15 protein-coding genes are annotated in these 15,333 nt (G+C 72.5%); 8 read left to right on the top strand and 7 right to left on the bottom strand.

What is annotated here, in order from left to right:
- Together LCD31_RS16120 and LCD31_RS16115 are read left to right on the top strand one after the other, a co-directional pair.
- On the top strand, positions 1-1,020 hold the full coding sequence (locus LCD31_RS16120; protein ID WP_224959108.1) for a TIGR03842 family LLM class F420-dependent oxidoreductase: 1,020 nt from the start codon (positions 1-3) through the stop codon (positions 1,018-1,020).
- Between the two features lie 121 nt (positions 1,021-1,141).
- Positions 1,142-2,470, top strand: a complete 1,329-nt coding sequence (locus LCD31_RS16115) for a uracil-xanthine permease family protein (protein ID WP_224959107.1) — start codon at positions 1,142-1,144, stop codon at positions 2,468-2,470.
- A gap of 35 nt (positions 2,471-2,505) precedes the next feature.
- Here LCD31_RS16115 and LCD31_RS16110 read toward each other — a convergent pair whose 3' ends face one another.
- Entirely contained in the window at positions 2,506-3,561 is a 1,056-nt protein-coding gene (locus LCD31_RS16110) for an NAD(P)-binding domain-containing protein (RefSeq protein WP_224959106.1), read from the bottom strand.
- Positions 3,562-3,711: 150 nt separating this feature from the next.
- Here LCD31_RS16110 and LCD31_RS16105 point away from each other — a divergent pair, with 150 nt between their 5' ends.
- The 3 genes from LCD31_RS16105 (at position 3,712) to LCD31_RS16095 (ending at position 5,520) form a co-directional block, all read left to right on the top strand.
- Positions 3,712-3,987 (top strand): hypothetical protein, encoded by a 276-nt coding sequence (locus LCD31_RS16105; protein ID WP_224959105.1) that lies wholly within the window; start codon positions 3,712-3,714, stop codon positions 3,985-3,987.
- 286 nt (positions 3,988-4,273) lie between these two features.
- Positions 4,274-4,918 (top strand): methyltransferase domain-containing protein, encoded by a 645-nt coding sequence (locus LCD31_RS16100; RefSeq protein ID WP_224959104.1) that lies wholly within the window; start codon positions 4,274-4,276, stop codon positions 4,916-4,918.
- Between the two features lie 71 nt (positions 4,919-4,989).
- Positions 4,990-5,520, top strand: coding sequence for a GNAT family N-acetyltransferase (locus tag LCD31_RS16095; RefSeq protein WP_224959103.1), 531 nt, complete (start codon positions 4,990-4,992; stop codon positions 5,518-5,520).
- Position 5,521: 1 nt separating this feature from the next.
- Here LCD31_RS16095 and LCD31_RS16090 read toward each other — a convergent pair whose 3' ends face one another.
- The 4 genes from LCD31_RS16090 to LCD31_RS16075 are packed head-to-tail and all read right to left on the bottom strand — an operon-like array spanning position 5,522 to position 9,007.
- Positions 5,522-6,865, bottom strand: a complete 1,344-nt coding sequence (locus tag LCD31_RS16090; RefSeq protein ID WP_224959102.1) for an acetyl/propionyl/methylcrotonyl-CoA carboxylase subunit alpha — start codon at positions 6,863-6,865, stop codon at positions 5,522-5,524.
- Positions 6,862-7,101, bottom strand: a complete 240-nt coding sequence (locus LCD31_RS16085) for an acetyl-CoA carboxylase (protein ID WP_224959101.1) — start codon at positions 7,099-7,101, stop codon at positions 6,862-6,864. Before LCD31_RS16085 ends, LCD31_RS16090 begins: the two co-directional genes overlap by 4 nt.
- A gap of 32 nt (positions 7,102-7,133) precedes the next feature.
- Positions 7,134-8,111, bottom strand: coding sequence for a biotin-dependent carboxyltransferase family protein (locus tag LCD31_RS16080; RefSeq protein WP_224959099.1), 978 nt, complete (start codon positions 8,109-8,111; stop codon positions 7,134-7,136).
- Positions 8,111-9,007, bottom strand: coding sequence for an allophanate hydrolase subunit 1 (locus LCD31_RS16075; protein ID WP_224959097.1), 897 nt, complete (start codon positions 9,005-9,007; stop codon positions 8,111-8,113). The genes LCD31_RS16080 and LCD31_RS16075 overlap by 1 nt, the downstream gene beginning before the upstream one ends.
- A 352-nt stretch (positions 9,008-9,359) precedes the next feature.
- On the opposite strand from LCD31_RS16075, the gene LCD31_RS16070 reads away from it, so the two are divergent.
- On the top strand, positions 9,360-10,175 hold the full coding sequence (locus LCD31_RS16070; protein WP_224959096.1) for a LamB/YcsF family protein: 816 nt from the start codon (positions 9,360-9,362) through the stop codon (positions 10,173-10,175).
- Positions 10,176-10,217: 42 nt separating this feature from the next.
- Here the strand turns inward: LCD31_RS16070 and LCD31_RS16065 are convergent, their stop codons facing one another.
- A complete protein-coding gene (locus LCD31_RS16065; protein WP_224959095.1) occupies positions 10,218-11,153 on the bottom strand; it encodes a nitrilase-related carbon-nitrogen hydrolase in 936 nt (311 codons plus the stop codon).
- A gap of 35 nt (positions 11,154-11,188) precedes the next feature.
- A complete protein-coding gene (locus LCD31_RS16060; RefSeq protein WP_224959094.1) occupies positions 11,189-12,430 on the bottom strand; it encodes a glutamate decarboxylase in 1,242 nt (413 codons plus the stop codon).
- A gap of 555 nt (positions 12,431-12,985) precedes the next feature.
- On the opposite strand from LCD31_RS16060, the gene LCD31_RS16055 reads away from it, so the two are divergent.
- Positions 12,986-13,483: a LuxR C-terminal-related transcriptional regulator gene (locus tag LCD31_RS16055; protein WP_224959093.1), complete on the top strand. Its 498-nt coding sequence runs from the start codon at positions 12,986-12,988 to the stop codon at positions 13,481-13,483.
- A gap of 64 nt (positions 13,484-13,547) precedes the next feature.
- On the top strand, positions 13,548-15,333 hold a 1,786-nt coding region (locus LCD31_RS29385), incomplete at its 3' end, for a PrsW family intramembrane metalloprotease (RefSeq protein ID WP_304614741.1).

The raw sequence follows: 15,333 nt of genomic DNA, 5'->3' as shown, positions 1-15,333 counted from the left end.
ATGCGGTTCGGGCTCGTGCTCCAAACCGACCCCCCGGCCTGGTCGGTCGTGGAACTGATGCAGCGCGCCGAAGCGCTCGGCTTCGACCACGGCTGGACCTTCGACTCCTGCGTGCTGTGGCAGGAGCCGTTCGTGATCCACAGCCAGATCCTCGCCGCGACCGAGCGGATGGTCGTCGGGCCGATGGTCACCAACCCGGCCACCCGGGACTGGAGCGTCACCGCGTCCACCTTCGCCACGCTCAACGAGATGTTCGGCGACCGCACCGTCTGCGGCATCGGGCGCGGCGACTCGGCGCTGCGCGTCACCGGTGGCAAGCCGAACACCCTCGCGGTGCTGGAACGCGCGGTCGGCGTGATCCGGGACCTCGCGGAAGGGCGCGAGACCGAGGTGGACGGCACCGCCGTCCGGCTCCCGTGGGTGCGCGGCGGGCGCCTGCCGGTGTGGATCGGCGCGTACGGGCCGAAGGCCCTCGATCTGGCAGGTCGGGTCGGCGACGGCGTGATCCTGCAGCTCGCCGAGCCGCTGCTGGTCCGGTGGATGGTCCGGCACGTCCGCGACGCGGCCGAGGCCGCGGGGCGCGACCCGGACGCGATCACCGTGTGCGCGGCCGCACCCGCCTACGTCGGCGCGGACCTCGCGCACGCCCGCGAGCAGTGCCGGTGGTTCGGCGGCATGGTCGGCAACCACGTGGCCGACCTGGTGCGCCGCTACGGTTCGGGCTCGGCGGAGATCCCCGCGGAGCTCACCGACTACATCCGCGGCCGCGCGGGCTACGACTACTCCCACCATGGGCGCGCGGGCAATCCCAGCACCGACTTCGTGCCCGACGAGATCGTGGACCGGTTCTGCCTGCTCGGGCCGCCCGAGGCGCACCTGGACAAGCTCGCCGAACTGCGCGCGGCGGGCGTGCACCAGTTCGCCGCCTACGCCATGCACGACGCCGTCGAGTCCACGGTGGAGGAGTACGGCCGGGCGATCATCCCGCGCGCCACCGCTCCGGAGTTCGCCACGCGCTAACGCGTAGGCCCACCGCACCGGCTGGGTGAACCCGGACCCGCTCCGCGCCGGCGCGCCGACCAGGTCACATCGGCGCGACCACCACGGACGACCGGGCCGCCGCCGGGGCAGACTGTCCGCCATGCGAGGGCGAACGGGTTTCGGGTGGGCACTGCACGGTGACGGCAGCACGCCGCGCCCCGGCGAGTCGGTGGCCCCGCACGAACGGCTCACCTGGGGCCGCACCATCGGGTTCGGCGCCCAGCACGTGGTGGCGATGTTCGGCGCCACCTTCGTGTTCCCGGTCCTGATGGGACTGGACCCGAACCTCGCGATCATGGTGTCCGGTGGGGCGACGATCCTCTTCTTGCTCGTGGTGCAGGGCAAGATCCCCAGCTACCTGGGCAGCAGCGCCTCGTTCGTCGGCGCCGTCACCGCGATCCGCGCGGGCGGCGGGGACACCGCGACCGTCACCGGCGCGATCCTGGTATCCGGCGCGGTGCTCGCCGCCGTCGGAGTGGTGGTGCACTTCGCCGGGCCGGGGGTGGTGCAGCGGTTGCTGCCGCCGGTGCTGTCCGGGGCGGTGGTGCTGCTGATCGGGTTCAACCTCGCGCCGGTGGTGGCCGAGACGTACTGGCCGCAGGACCAGTGGACCGCGCTGCTCACGATGATCATCGTGGTGGCGGGCAGCGTGCTGCTGCCCGGGTTCTGGGGCCGCATCGCGGTGTTCCTCGGGCTCGCCGGCGGTTACCTGCTGTCCTGGGCGTTCGACGTGCTGCTCGGCCCGATCACCGCGCCCGGCTCCGACGGGGTGGTCAGCACCCACCCGCGGGTGGACCTCAGCGGCGTCGCGGACGCGGCCTGGTTCGGGCTGCCCGAGGTGCACGCGCCGTCCTTCTCCGCCTCGGCGATCATCGTGGTGCTGCCCGCGGTGATCGCGCTGCTGGCCGAGAACACCGGGCACGTCAAGGCCGTCGAGGAGATGACCGGCACCGACCTGCAGGGCAGCCTCGGTCGGGCGGTGTTCGCCGACGGGTTCGCCACCACGCTCTCCAGCGCGCTCGGCGGCCCGCCGACCACCACCTACGCGGAGAACATCGGCGTCATGGCGGCCACCCGGGTGTACTCGACCGCGGCGTACTGGGTGGCGGCGCTGGTGGCCATCGGATTCGGCCTGTGCCCGAAGTTCGGTGCGATCGTGGCCGCCGTGCCCGGTGGGGTGCTCGGCGGGATCACCGTCGTGCTGTACGGCATGGTCGGGTTGCTGGGTGTGAAGATCTGGGTGCAGAACCGCGTCGACTTCGCCGATCCGGTGAACCTGCTCCCGGTCGCCGCCGGGGTGATCGCCGGCATCGGCGGGGTGTCGCTGACCTTCACGCCGAGCCTGAGCCTCAGCGGCATCTCCCTCGGCACCCTGATCGTCCTGATCGGCTACCACCTGCTCCGCGCCTTCGCCCCCGCCCGGGACTGACCGCCGTCGGGGTCGCCGCGGGAGCCGCGGCCGCTTCAGCGGGACGTGGTGGACGACCGCAGGAGGCGGTGGACCTCGCGGGCGGCGGCGCGGCCGGCGCGGTTCGCGCCGATGGTGCTGGCGGACGGGCCGTAGCCGACCAGGTGCAGCCGCGGTTCCGCGACGACCCGGGTGCCGTCCATCCGGATGCCGCCGCCCGGTTCGCGCACGCCCAGCGGTGCCAGGTGGTCCAAGGCGGCGCGGAACCCGGTGGCCCAGAGGATCACGTCCACCTCGACCTCGGTGCCGTCGGCCCACCGCAGGCCGCCGGGCGTGATCCGCTCGAACATCGGGTGCCGGTCGAGCACCCCGGAATCCCGCGCGCGCAGCACCGCCCGCGTCGGCGGCAGCCCGGTCGCGCTCACCACGCTGCCCGGGGGCAGCCCGGCGCGGACCCGGCGGTCCACTTCGGCCACCGCGCGCCGCCCCGCGTCCGGGGTGAACTCGGCGTCGCCGAACACCGGCGGGCGGCGCGTCACCCACGTCGTGGTGGCCACCTCGGCGATCTCGGTGAGCAGTTCCACCGCGGAGATCCCGCCGCCGACCACCGCGACCCGGCGCCCGTGGAACTCCTCGGCGCCGCGGTAGTCCGCGACGTGCAGCTGCCTGCCGGTGAACGACTCCTGGCCGGGGTAGTGCGGTACGAACGGCTTGGTCCACGTCCCGGTCGCGTTGATCACCGCCCGCGCCGCCCAGGTGTCCGCGCCGGATTCCACCAGCAGCCGCTCGTCGGGTCCGCGCCGCACCGACCGCACCTGCACCGGCCGCCGCACCGGCAGCTCGAATTCGTCTTCATACCGGGCGAAGTACTCGGCGAGCACCTCGGAGGCGGGCCGCGCCCCGTCCTTCTCCGCCAGCGCCAGGCCAGGCAGGTCATGGATCCCGTGCACCCCGCCCAGCCGCAGCGACGGCCAGCGGTGCCGCCACGCGCCGCCCGCGCCGGTGCCCGCGTCCAGCACGACGAACCCGGTCCCGGTGCGCCGCAGGTGGTGCGCGCTGCTCAGCCCGGCCTGCCCGGCCCCGATCACGACCACGTCGACCTCGTGCTCCACACCGGTGGGAACGCCCGCGGCCGCCGCGGACGTCCCTCACCGGCTGTGGTGTCGAACACCCGGGGATTGGTCCGCAAGGGTGCGACGCACACCACCGCGACCCCTCCTTAACGCATCGGAAACGAGGTCCTAGTATCGGGGTGCAAGTGGGTGTTCGGCCCCGAACCTCTTTCGATCGCGAGACCAAGCGCGGGCAAGCGCGTGCGCCCGTTCGCGCGCTCGGAAGACGGGGAGGTCAGCAGAAAGGAGGCAAGGAAAGTGGCAATGGTGTGGGTGGCTCTCGCAATTGAGGCGATCGTGCTGCTGGCGGTGGCAGGCGTGGCGGTCAGGTGGGTGAACAAGCCTGCGCTGAACACTCCCGCTCAGCCCGCTGAGCAGGTCCCGGCGGTGGAACCGACGGGTGCGATGGTCCAGCAACCTGCCTGAACGCGGCGCAACGGGCTTGTCCGGACCGGACAAGCCCTGCGCATGTGCCGACCCTTATCGCCGCACTTTCTCACCGCGTTACACATTGTTCGAGTGAATTGCCGCGCGCTTTATCGTGCCGCTGTCGAATGGCTGTCCCCCGGGACCGCGGAACGGCCCGAGCGGCGTCCGCGGCGGTGAAATCACCTGCACGCGCACCCGGCCTCGGCGGCTCGGGCGACGACGGCTGCCCGCCCGCGACCGATAGGGTGACCGGGACCTCGCCCGACGAACGCGGAAGGCAGCTGTGACCACATCCCGGCAACGGCCCCAGACCGGACGGCCCGCATCGGTGTTCGCGGACTACCGGAAGTTCGCCGCCCGCGCGGCGCGCAAGCCCGGACTGGTGGGGGCGGTGGCGCCGAGCTCGCCGCACCTCGCCCGCGAGATGGCCTCGATCGTTCCCCGCACCGCGTCCGAGACCGGACCGGTCGTCGTGGAACTCGGCCCTGGCACGGGCGCGCTCAGCCGCGCCGTCCGCGACCGGCTGCCCGAAGGCGGCAGGCACCTGGCGATCGAACTCGACAGCGGCATGGTGGAGCACCTGCGCGCCGACCTGCCCTGGCTGGAGGTCGTGCAGGGCGACGCGGCGAAGCTGCGGACCCTGCTGGTGGACCACGGGGTGGACCGGGTCGACGCGGTGATCAGCGGGCTCCCGTGGTCGATCTTCCCCGGCGAGCTGCAGCGCGACATCCTCGCGGAGGTCGGCCAGGTGCTCGTCCCCGGTGGCGCGTTCACCACGTTCGCCTACGTGCACGCGCTCGGCATGTCCGGCGCGCGCGCGTTCCGCAACCGCCTGGACCTCGCCTTCGACGAGGTCCTCACCAGCCGGACGGTGTGGCGCAACGTGCCGCCCGCGCGGATCTACACCTGCCGCCGCCCGATCTCCTGACCGATCCGGACCGGCCCCGACCACCGGAACAGAGCATGTGCAGCGGAGCGTGATCGGTCTACGGTCGCGATGTGGGGACCATTGTGCTGCTGAGGCCGGTGCTCGAAGACGACCTGACCGATCTCGACCGGATGCTCAACACCCGCGAGGCCACCCATCCCTACAACTGGTTCGGCTACCACGGAGCGGGGCATTTCCGGCGCCGCTGGGCGGAATCCGGGCTGCTGGACCGGGACGAGGGCGTGTTGCTGGTCGTCGCCGAGCAGGACCCGCAGCGCCGGCTCGGATTCGTGTCGTGGGCGAAGAACCCGACCGGGCAGACCTCGTACTGCTGGAACATCGGGATCACGCTGCTGCCGGAGGCGCGCGGCCGCGGTCACGGCACCGACGCGCAGCGGCAGCTCGTCGCGTACCTGTTCGCCCACACCCAGGTGAACCGGGTGGAGGCGGGCACCGAGGTGGACAACCTCGCCGAGCAGCGCGCCCTCACCAAGGCCGGGTTCACCCGGGAGGGCGTGCTGCGCGGCTGGTTGTTCCGCGACGGGCGGTGGCGGGACTGCGTGCGCTACAGCGTGCTGCGCGACGAGGTCGTCGGCCGCTGAGTCACTCCAGCTGCTCCTCCAGCCAAGTGGTGTGCACCGGGCCGCTGCGCAGCTTGTCGTTGCCGACCAGCCGCCGGTGCAGCGGGATCGTGCTCGCCACGCCTTCGATGCGGAACTCCCGCAGCGCCTGCTCGGCCCGCGCGTACGCCTGGTCGCGGTCGGCGCCCCAGCAGATCAGCTTCGCGATCATCGAGTCGTAGAACGGGCTGATCCGGTCGCCGCGGGCCAGTCCGGTGTCCACCCGCACGCCCGGGCCGCCGGGCAGGTCGAACGTGGTGACCTCGCCGGGGGACGGGGCGAACCCGCGGTCCGGGTCCTCGGCGTTGATCCGCAGTTCGATGGCCGCGCCGGTGGGCACCAGGTCGTCCTGGGTGAAGGACAGCGGTGTGCCCGCGGCGATGCGCAGCTGCTCGGCGACCAGGTCCACGCCGCTGATCACCTCGGTGATCGGGTGCTCGACCTGGATGCGGGTGTTCATCTCCATGAAGTAGAAGTGCTGGTCCTCGTCGACGAGGAACTCCACGGTCCCGGCGTTGCGGTAGCCGACGTGGCGGGCGAGCCGGACCGCGGCCTCGCCGATGCGCTGCCGGGTCTCCTCGTGCAGGCCCGGCGCCGGGGCCTCCTCCAGCAGCTTCTGCCTGCGCCGCTGCACCGAGCAGTCCCGTTCGAACAGGTGCACCGCGCCGCCGTGGTCGTCGGCCAGCAGCTGCACTTCGACGTGCCGCGGCCGGGCCAGCGCCCGCTCCAGGTAGGACGTGCCGTCGCCGAACGCGGACCGCGCTTCGGCCTGTGCGGCGGGCAGCACGTCGGCCAGCTCGGCCGCCGAGGACACCGGGCGGATGCCGCGCCCACCACCACCCGCGGCGGCCTTGACCAGCACCGGGTAGCCGAGCTGGTCCGCCGCCGCCTGCGCGGCCGCCAGGTCGGTGACCGGCGCGCTGCCCGGGATCACCGGGACGCCGGCGGCCTGCGCGGTGGCGCGCGCGGTCGCCTTGTCGCCCATCAGCTCGATCGCGGAGGGCGGCGGGCCGACCAGCACCAGCCCGGCGTCCTGCACGGCCCGCGCGAACCGCGAGTTCTCCGAGAGGAAGCCGTACCCCGGGTGGATCGCGTCGGCCTGGGTGCTGCGCGCCGCCTCCAGCACCGCCGCCGCGTTCAGGTAGGACTTCGATGCGGGGGAGGCGCCGATGTGCACCGCGTGATCGGCGAGCTGCACCCAGCGGGAGTTCTTGTCGGCGTCGGAGTACACCGCCACCGCCTCGACCCCGGCCGCGTGGCAGGCGCGGATGATGCGGACCGCGATCTCGCCCCGGTTGGCGACGAGGACTCTGCTCGGGCCGGTCATGGTGCCACGACCTCGGCGACGCCTTGACCGGCCTCCACCTCGTCGCCCTCGTCGAGCAGGAACCGGCCGAGGGTGCCCGCCTGTTCGGCCTTCACCTCGCTGAAGGTCTTCATCACCTCGATGAGCGCGATGGTCTGCCCTTCCTGGACCATCGCGCCGACTTCCACGAAGGGTTCCTGGTCCGGCGCGGGACGTCGGTAGAAGACGCCGGGGAGCGCGGCGTTGACGGTCGACATGGTGGCCTCCTCCGTAACTTGGGGGTGCGGGACTAGCTGACGGCGGCGCGGACCTTCTCCAGCCGGATCCCGCGGTCCCGGCGGGCGGCGATCGCGGCGTCGACGTCGACCGAGGTGAACGCCACCCGGTCGCCGGTGCGGGCCTGCGCGATGCGGTCCCGGTCGACGGAGATCACGGTGCCGACGGTGGCGTAGCCGCCGCCGGTGACCGCGTCGCCGAGCAGCACGATCGGTTCGTCCCCGCCGGGAACCTGGACCGAGCCGATGGGGTACCCGAGGTCGACGACGTTCGCCGGGTCGCTGCCCGCGCCGAACGGTGGCTCGCGGTCGACGAAGTCGATGGTGCCGCCGCGCAACCGGTAGCCGACGCGGTCGGCGTCCTTGGTCACCTTCCACTCGGTGTCCACGAAGGACTCCATCGCGGTCTCGGTGAGCCGGTAGGAGCACAGCCCCACCACGAGCCGCAGCTGCGCCGGTCCGCCGAGGGCCGGCCGCAGCCCCGCGGGCACCGAGGTACCGGGGGAGGGCCCGGACACCGGCGGCGAACCCAGCGGCAACCGGTCGTCCGCGCGCAGCGCCCTGCCGTGGAAGCCGCCGATGCCGGTGAGCGTGTAGGTGGAGCGCGAACCCAGGTACTCCGGTACCGCGATCCCACCGCTGACGGCCACGTACGGGCGGGCGCCCGCGGTGAGCATCTCGAAGGACAGGACGTCCCCGGCGCGCACCGCGATCGCCTCCCACAGCGGGACGGGTTCGCCGTTGACGCGGGCCGGGGCGTCGGCGCCGGTGACGGCGATGCGGCGCTCGTCGGTGAACTCCAGCTCCGGCCCGATGTAGGTGGCCTCCAGCGCGGCGGCCCCCTCCGGGTTGCCCACCAGCAGGTTGGCCACGCGGAAGGAGTACTGGTCGAGCGCGCCGGAGGGCGGCATCCCGATGGCGTACCAGCCGTCGCGCCCGGCGTCCTGCACCGTCGTGTACAGCCCTCCGGAGCGCACGATGACCTCGCTCATCACAGCACCTCCAGCAGGTTCCGGTTGAAGCCGTCCGGGTCCGCGAGGAACGCGGTGGGGGAGAACTCGACCTCGGCGGTGCGGTAGCGGAAGGTGCCCGCTTCCACGTCGGCCCGGATGCGGTCGTACTCGGCGCGGTCGATCGCGCGGTAGTGCAGGATGTCGCTCGGTTTCGGGAACGCGATGTGATCGGCGAAATCCGGCAGCGATTGCGCGAGGTCGAACACCGGCGCGGGCGCGATCCCGAAGAGTTGATATCCGCCCGCGCCGCGAACCGGGTAGATCACCGAGAACGCACCGCCGTATCCGAAGGCGCGTTCCGGAGTATCGGTGCGCGGCCGCACGTACTTGGGAACTTCGATCTGCCGTTCGCGCGGGACCATCTGATAGCAGAACGGCAATCCGGGCACGAATCCGAGCATGGTGACGATGAACGGCGCACCGGTGATCGCGTCGATCAGTTCCGGGACGCCGCGGAACCCGTTGATCCGCGCCGCGTAGTCGAGATCGGTGCCGGACGGGTCCTGGTGGTGGTCCCGGAAGCGCAGCAGGGTCTCCCGGGTCCACGGGTCGTCGAAGAGGATCGGCACGTCCACGATCCGGGTCGGCACCACGTGGTCTTCCGGCAGGTCGCCCGCGGTGATCTCCAGCCTGCGCAGCTCGTCGACCAGTTCCGCCGGGTGCAGGCGGTCCGGGTCGAGCCGGACCATGTAGGAGGCGTTGGACGGGCAGATGTCGACGACGCCGTCGATGCCCTGCTCGCGCAGCGCGCCGGTGATCGCCATCGCCTTGAAATTCGCTTCCAGGCTCATTTCCTGATCGAGTTCGACGAAGACGAATTCATCGCCGCCGAACTCGTACCGAGCGGGAGGCAGGTGCGTGGTAGTCGCTGCCATGTCGACCTCCTCAACCGGTTACGGAGGTGATCTGCCGTGGACCAGAGCATGCGCCGAAGTGATTCCCGGCGCAGAACCTGAGCTGAGAACTCGTTGGACGGCACGAAAAAAATCGCACGTTCGGGTCACCATAGCCCGCGCACCACGAAGATCGGTACGCGCGAACGCACGCACCGGAATGGGCCGAAAGGACCCGCGTAGATCGGGAAAGGAACGGCGAGGACAACCGAAAGGAGCACTGCGCGGTCCGGGGGCGTGCGGGAACATGGCTCTGACCATCGGCGCGCGGCCGGGGATCACCGCAGGGCACACCCCGTCGGGTCGCGGTCGGCAGCTGCGGGAGGTGGGTCCGGTGCAGGAACTGGTGGATCTCAACGCGGACGCGGGGGAGAGCTTCGGCCGGTGGAAGCTCGGTGACGACGAACGGGTGATCCCGTTGGTCACGTCGGTGAACATCGCCTGCGGCTGGCACGCGGGCGACCCGGCGACGATGCGGGAGTCGCTGCGCATCGCACGCGACGCGGGCGTGGCCGCAGGCGCGCACCCCGGATTCCCCGACCTGACCGGGTTCGGGCGGCGCGCGCTCGCGCTGAGCCCGCGGGAGGCGGCGGACGCGTGCCTGTACCAGTTCGGCGCGCTGCGGGCGCTGGCCGACGAGCTGGGCGTGCCGATCACCCACGTGAAGCCGCACGGCGCGTTCTACGGGCTCACCTCGCGGGAACCGGACGTGGCCGCGGCGGTCGGCGAGGCCGTCGCCGCCGCGGCGCCGGGCGTGCCGGTGGTGCTGCTGGCCGGTGCGACCGCCGACCGGGTGGCCGAACGGGGCGTGCCGGTGGTGCGGGAGGCGTTCGCCGACCTGGACTACGACGAGACCGGGCGGATCATCATCGAACCGAACCCGGTCGCGAAGGATCCGCTGGCCTGCGCGGAGCAGGCGCTGGCGGTGCTGCGCGGCTCGGTGACCTCGGTGCGCGGCACCGACGTCCCGGTGGCGGCCGACTCGATCTGCCTGCACGGCGACCGCCCGAACGCGGTGGAGGTGGCGCGCGCGGTGCGGGACGCGCTGAGCGCGGCGGGCGTGCGGCTCGCCCCGATGCGGGACGTCCTGGCGGCGCGGGGAACCGGTGCGGCCCCCGCGATGGGGAAGGCGGCGACCGCACCGGCGTGATCGGGGCCGGACCGGACGAGGTGCTCCGGCCCGGCACCCGGGTCAGTTCACGGGCAGCAGCTCCTCGCGCAGCGCGACACGGTTGTCGGTGAAGTGGTCGCCCTCCGGGCTGAACGGCGCCACCTCGTCCGGCACGCAGTCGGCGACGAGCAGCGTGTCGTCGCTGCGCTCGTCCGGCCCGGCGGCGATCATCGGCGTGCCGTCCGGCGCCCACACCCCGGAGTTGCCGCGGTACTGCCACTGCCCGCGCTCCGAGGTCTCCCAGCCGCGCCGGTTCACGTACGCCACGAACACCCGCCACACCGAGGCCATCGCCGGGATGATGTGCTCGGTCGCGTCCGGGTACGGCACCTGGGTGGGGTTGCCGTCGTGCAGCGTGAAGTGGTGGTCGGCGGCGGTCGGACCCACCACGAGCCGAGCCCCGCGGCCCACCAGGCTCTGGTAGAGCGGCGGGAACTCGCACTCGTAGCAGTTGAGCAGGCCCACCGGGAACTGGTTCACCTTCACCACCGGCGGCAGCTCGGTGCCCGCCGTGAAGTTGATCCGCTCCGCCGCCCCGTACAGGTGGGTCTTGCGGTAGTTCGCGGCCAGTTCACCGCCGAGGACCAGCGCGATGGAGTCGTGCACGGTGCCCGCGTCCCGGTCGAGCTCCACGTAGGGCACCACGATCCCCACGTCGTGCGCGGCCGAGAGCTCCCGGGCGGCCTGCACGGCGGTGCCGTCCGAAGGCTGGGCGAGGGCGCGGGCTTCGGCGGCGCCGAGCGAGTAGCCGGTGGTGTAGCACTCGGGGAAGGCGCACAGCTGGGCCTGGTAGCGGGCGGCGACCTCGACGACCTCCCGCATCCGGGAGAGGTTCGCGGTCACCGCTTCCGGGGTGCCCACCGGGTTCTCGCCTTGGAACAGCGCGAGGCGCACGCCGGTGCCGGGCTGCGGGGGTTCGGGCTTGGTGAGCTTGCTGGCGATGCGGATGGGGCGCAACGGTTCGTCCTCTCTGCAGGGGTGGGGAACGGGTTTCACGCGGGGGTGGCGATGGCGCCGGACAGGTAGCCGCGCACCGCGTCGAGCAGGTCCTCGGCGTGCCGCGCGGTGAGTTCGGTGCGCACCACGATGCGCAGCACGTCGGTCTGCTGGCGGTCCGGTGGCAGCGAGTAGACCGGGACCGACCAGCCGTGCGTGCCCAGGTGCGCGGCCAGCTCCCGCAACGTCCAGCGGTGCGCGCCTTCGCGCTGGGCCAGCACGACGACGGGGAGTTCGCGGCCGTCGCCGAGCACCTGGAACGGGCCCATGCCGCCGAGCGCGTCGGCCAGCGCGGTGGCGGTGGCGCGGCTGCGGGCGTGCAGCTCGCGGAAGCCGTCGAAGCCGAGCCGCAGGAAGTTGTAGTACTGCAGCACCACCGGCGCCGCCGAGCGGGAGAAGCTCAGCTCGTGGTTGGCGCGCGTGCTGCCCAGGTAGTTCGTGTCGAAGCTGAGCCAGTTCGTGCGCGCCTCAGGGTCCCGCCACACGATCCACCCGAGCCCGGCCGGGACCATGCCGTACTTGTGCCCCGACGCGTTGATCGAGTGCACCCGCGGCAGCCGGAAGTCCCACGCCAGCCCCGGATCCAGGAAGGGCGCGATGAAACCGCCGGAGGCGGCGTCCACGTGGATCGGAACGTCCACACCGGACTCCGCCGCGAGATCGTCGAGGGCGGCGGCTATCTCGGCGATCGGCTCGTAGCTGCCGTCGATCGTGGACCCCAGGATGCTGACCACGCCGATGGTGTCCTCGTCGCAGCGTTCCGCCGCCTGCTGCGCGGTCAGGTGCAGCCGGTCCTGCTGCGCGGGGGCGATGCGCGGCTCCACCTCCCAGTAGCGGCAGAACTTGTGCCAGCACACGTGCGCGTTCGAGCCCAGCACCAGGTTCGGCTTCCGCCCGCCGGTGTCCCCGCGGTGCCGCCACCGCCGCAGCAGCGAGGTGCCGGCCAGCAGCGCGGCCTCGCTGGACCCGGTGGTGGCGGTGCCGACGGCGGTGGACAGGTCCGCGTTCCACAGCCCCGCCAGGGTCTGCACGCAGTGCCGCTCCAGCTCGGTGGCGCCCGGGTACTGGTCCCGGTCGATGAGGTTGTACGGCAGGTAGTCGCTGAAGAGCCGTTCGGCCTCCGGTTCGACGGAGCTGGTCAGGAACGTGGCCAGGTTCGACGCCGGGGCGATGTCCTCCCGGAGCTTGATCCGGACCGCGTTGGCCGCCGCCGAGGCGGTCCAGCCCTTGCTGGGCATCGCTCCCGGCGGTCGCGCGGTCGTCGTGGGTGGTGCGCTCGCCCGGCTTGCCGCCTGCGGACACGACATGGCGAAGACCTCCTTGAGGGGGACTGCGACGTGGTTTCACTGGGGGCTGCGAACTCAGGTGGCCTCGCAGCCGAGTGCAGCGGGAGGGATTGGGACGTGCGACGTTTCGAAACCTAGGCCCCGCTCGGCGGCGGCAAACATGGTCACAAAGGCCTGCTCCGCCGGACCTGGTCCTCCGAATGGCACCTCCGCGGTCGCTCGAACGTGTCCTTGATTGCGGCATCCGGGGGAAATCGGTGGCCGGTCGGTCACTTCTGCGGGGGCTCCTGACGACATAGCCAGTGGAGGCAGCGACCGGTCCGGTGCAGGTGGGAAGGCCTTGCCCGGTGGTGAAGCGTCGGCCTGCGACGGTGCTCGAAGAAGACCTGGTCATGGCGGTGGTGCGCCGCGATGTCCCGGTCCTGCGCCGGAACGATCTCGCGTCGTCCGGGGCACCCGTGTGCCCGGTGGCGCGGCCGATGTCACCGAACCTGTGGGAGTCACCTGATGGCCAGTTCGTACCGGCGAGCCTTGGACACCGCGATCACCGCGATGATGCGGGAGGCGATCGAGCACTCCGCGGCGCTGGAGCAGGTGCTCGGGCAGGTGAACCAGCTGGTGACCCTGCGGGTGCGCCTGGGTCACAACGGGCTCGTCGCGGGCGAGGTCTACCGGGACGCGCTGCAGCGCGCGGCCGGCGCCGGGGTCGGCGGCGAGCCGCGCTCGCAGGCGGCACCGCTGCTGCAGCGGCTCACCCCGCGCGAGCACGAAGTGCTGGGGCACCTGGTCCGCGGCAGCTCCAACCGGCAGATCGCCCGGTCGCTGGGCATCTCCGAGCGGACCGTGAAGAACCACCTGCGGGCCGTGTTCACCAAGCTGGAGGTCGCCGACCGCACCTCCGCCGCCGTCAAGGCGCTCACCGCGGGCCGCGCACCGGACGAGCAGGGCGGCGGAGAACCGGGCCCCGTCGAAATCCCCCAGCAGAGCGCGGTGCACCGCGGTTGAACGACCGCGCCCGATCAGCGGGTGCGGGCCACCCCGAACGCGACGATCTTCTACTCTGCCGGACATGCCCGCGCTGAGTCCCAGGTCGATCCTCGAAGGCCGCAGCAGCGACCGCGTCCCGCTCCCGTTCATCATCGGGTTGATCGGGTGCGGCCTGTGCACGCTGCTGGCGGTCGCCTACTACCTGCTCACCGGCGGCGTGCTCAGCACGGTGCTGAGCGGGTTGCTGGCGTTGCCGACGGTGGTGGTGCTGGTGGCGCTGGTGCTGCTGATGGACCGGCTGGAACCGGAACCGCGGGTGAACCTGCTGCTCGCGTTCGCGTGGGGCGCCGGAGTCGCCATCGTCGGCTCGTTCCTGGTGAACACGCTCGGCGGGTCGCTGCTGCACCCGGTGTACGGGCCGGAACTGGGCCGGGTGCTGACCGCCTCGGTGATCGCGCCGGTGGTGGAGGAGAGCTTCAAGGGCTTCTTCCTGCTGCTGATGCTGTGGTTCCGCCGGTTCGAGATCGACGGGCCGACCGACGGGCTGGTGTACGCGGGGCTGTGCGCGCTCGGCTTCGCGTTCGTGGAGAACGTCCTCTACTACCAGACCGGGTTGCTGGAGAACGGGTCCGCGGTGGCGGGCACGGTGCTGGTGCGCGGGGTGATCGCGCCGCTGGGGCACCCGATCTACACGGCGATGACCGGGCTCGGCGTGGCCTACGCGGCGCGCAGCAGGGGAGCAGGTCGCGGGTTCGCCGTGGTCGGCGGCTGGGTGGCGGCGGTGCTGCTGCACGCGCTGTGGAACTTCTCCTCGACGTTCGGCTACGGCGGGTTGGCGCTGGCGTACCTGGTGGAGCTCGGCGTGCTGGTGGCGCTGGTCCTGGTCGTGATCCGGGACCGGCAGCGGCTCATCGGGCTGATCGGCACCCACCTGCCGCCCTACATCCCGAGCGGGCTGGTGCACGACGTGGACGTGCGGATGCTGGCGACGATGAACGGGCGCAGGCGGGCGCGCACTTGGGCGCGGATGCAGGCGGGCCTGCCCGGGGCGCGGGCGATGGCGGACTACCAGCTGGCGGCCACGGAACTCGCGCTGCTGCACGACCACGCGACGCGGGCGACGATCCCGGTGGAGCTGTTCCACTCGCGGCGGGACGCGATCCTCGGGCTGATGCGGGTGGCGCGGAACGCGTTCTTCCAGCGCCGGCCGCTGCCGCAGGTGGCGCCGCCGCCGTGGGCCGGGGCGCACCAGTCCGGCTTCTTCCGCACGTCGGAGCTGGCGACGACGCGGATGCCGGTGTACCGGCCCGCCCCGACGCCGCCTCCGCCGCCGCCCGGGCCGCTCGCGGCCTTGCGCACGCGGAAGATGCGGACGGTGGCGTCCGGCGGACGGCCGGGTGCGGGGGCGGGAGGTTCGCCGCAGCCTTCGGATCCGGAGGGGCGGACCGCTCGGTACTCGAACCCGCTGCGGCCGAGCACCCCGCGATCGGCCCCGCGGCGGGCGAACCCGCGGTCGGCGAGCTCCCAGCGGTCGACTCCGCAGCAGCCGAGCTCGCCATCGCCGAACTCGCAGCCGACGAACCCCCAGCAGTCGAGTACGCAGCCGCCGAGCTCGCAGTCGCCGAGCTCGCAGTCGCCGAACCCCCAGCAGTCGAGTCCGCAGTCGCCGAGCTCGCAGTCGCCGAACCCCCAGCAGTCGAGTCCGCAGCCGCCGAGTCCGCAGCAGTCGAACCCGCAGCAGCCGAACCCGCAGCCCTCGAACCCGCAGCAGCCGGTCGCGCAGAAACCCGGTCCGCGGCGGCAGAACCCCCGGCAGCCCGGCGACCGGCGACCCGGACCCCAGCAGGGCCCGCCCGGCCCCCCGCCTC

The sequence above is a fragment of the Saccharopolyspora sp. 6M genome (assembly GCF_020176775.1).
In the GTDB taxonomy this organism is placed as follows: domain Bacteria; phylum Actinomycetota; class Actinomycetes; order Mycobacteriales; family Pseudonocardiaceae; genus Saccharopolyspora_C; species Saccharopolyspora_C gregorii.
The sequence above is the reverse complement of the archived record's forward strand: the minus strand, read 5'-3'. Positions and strand labels throughout refer to the sequence as shown.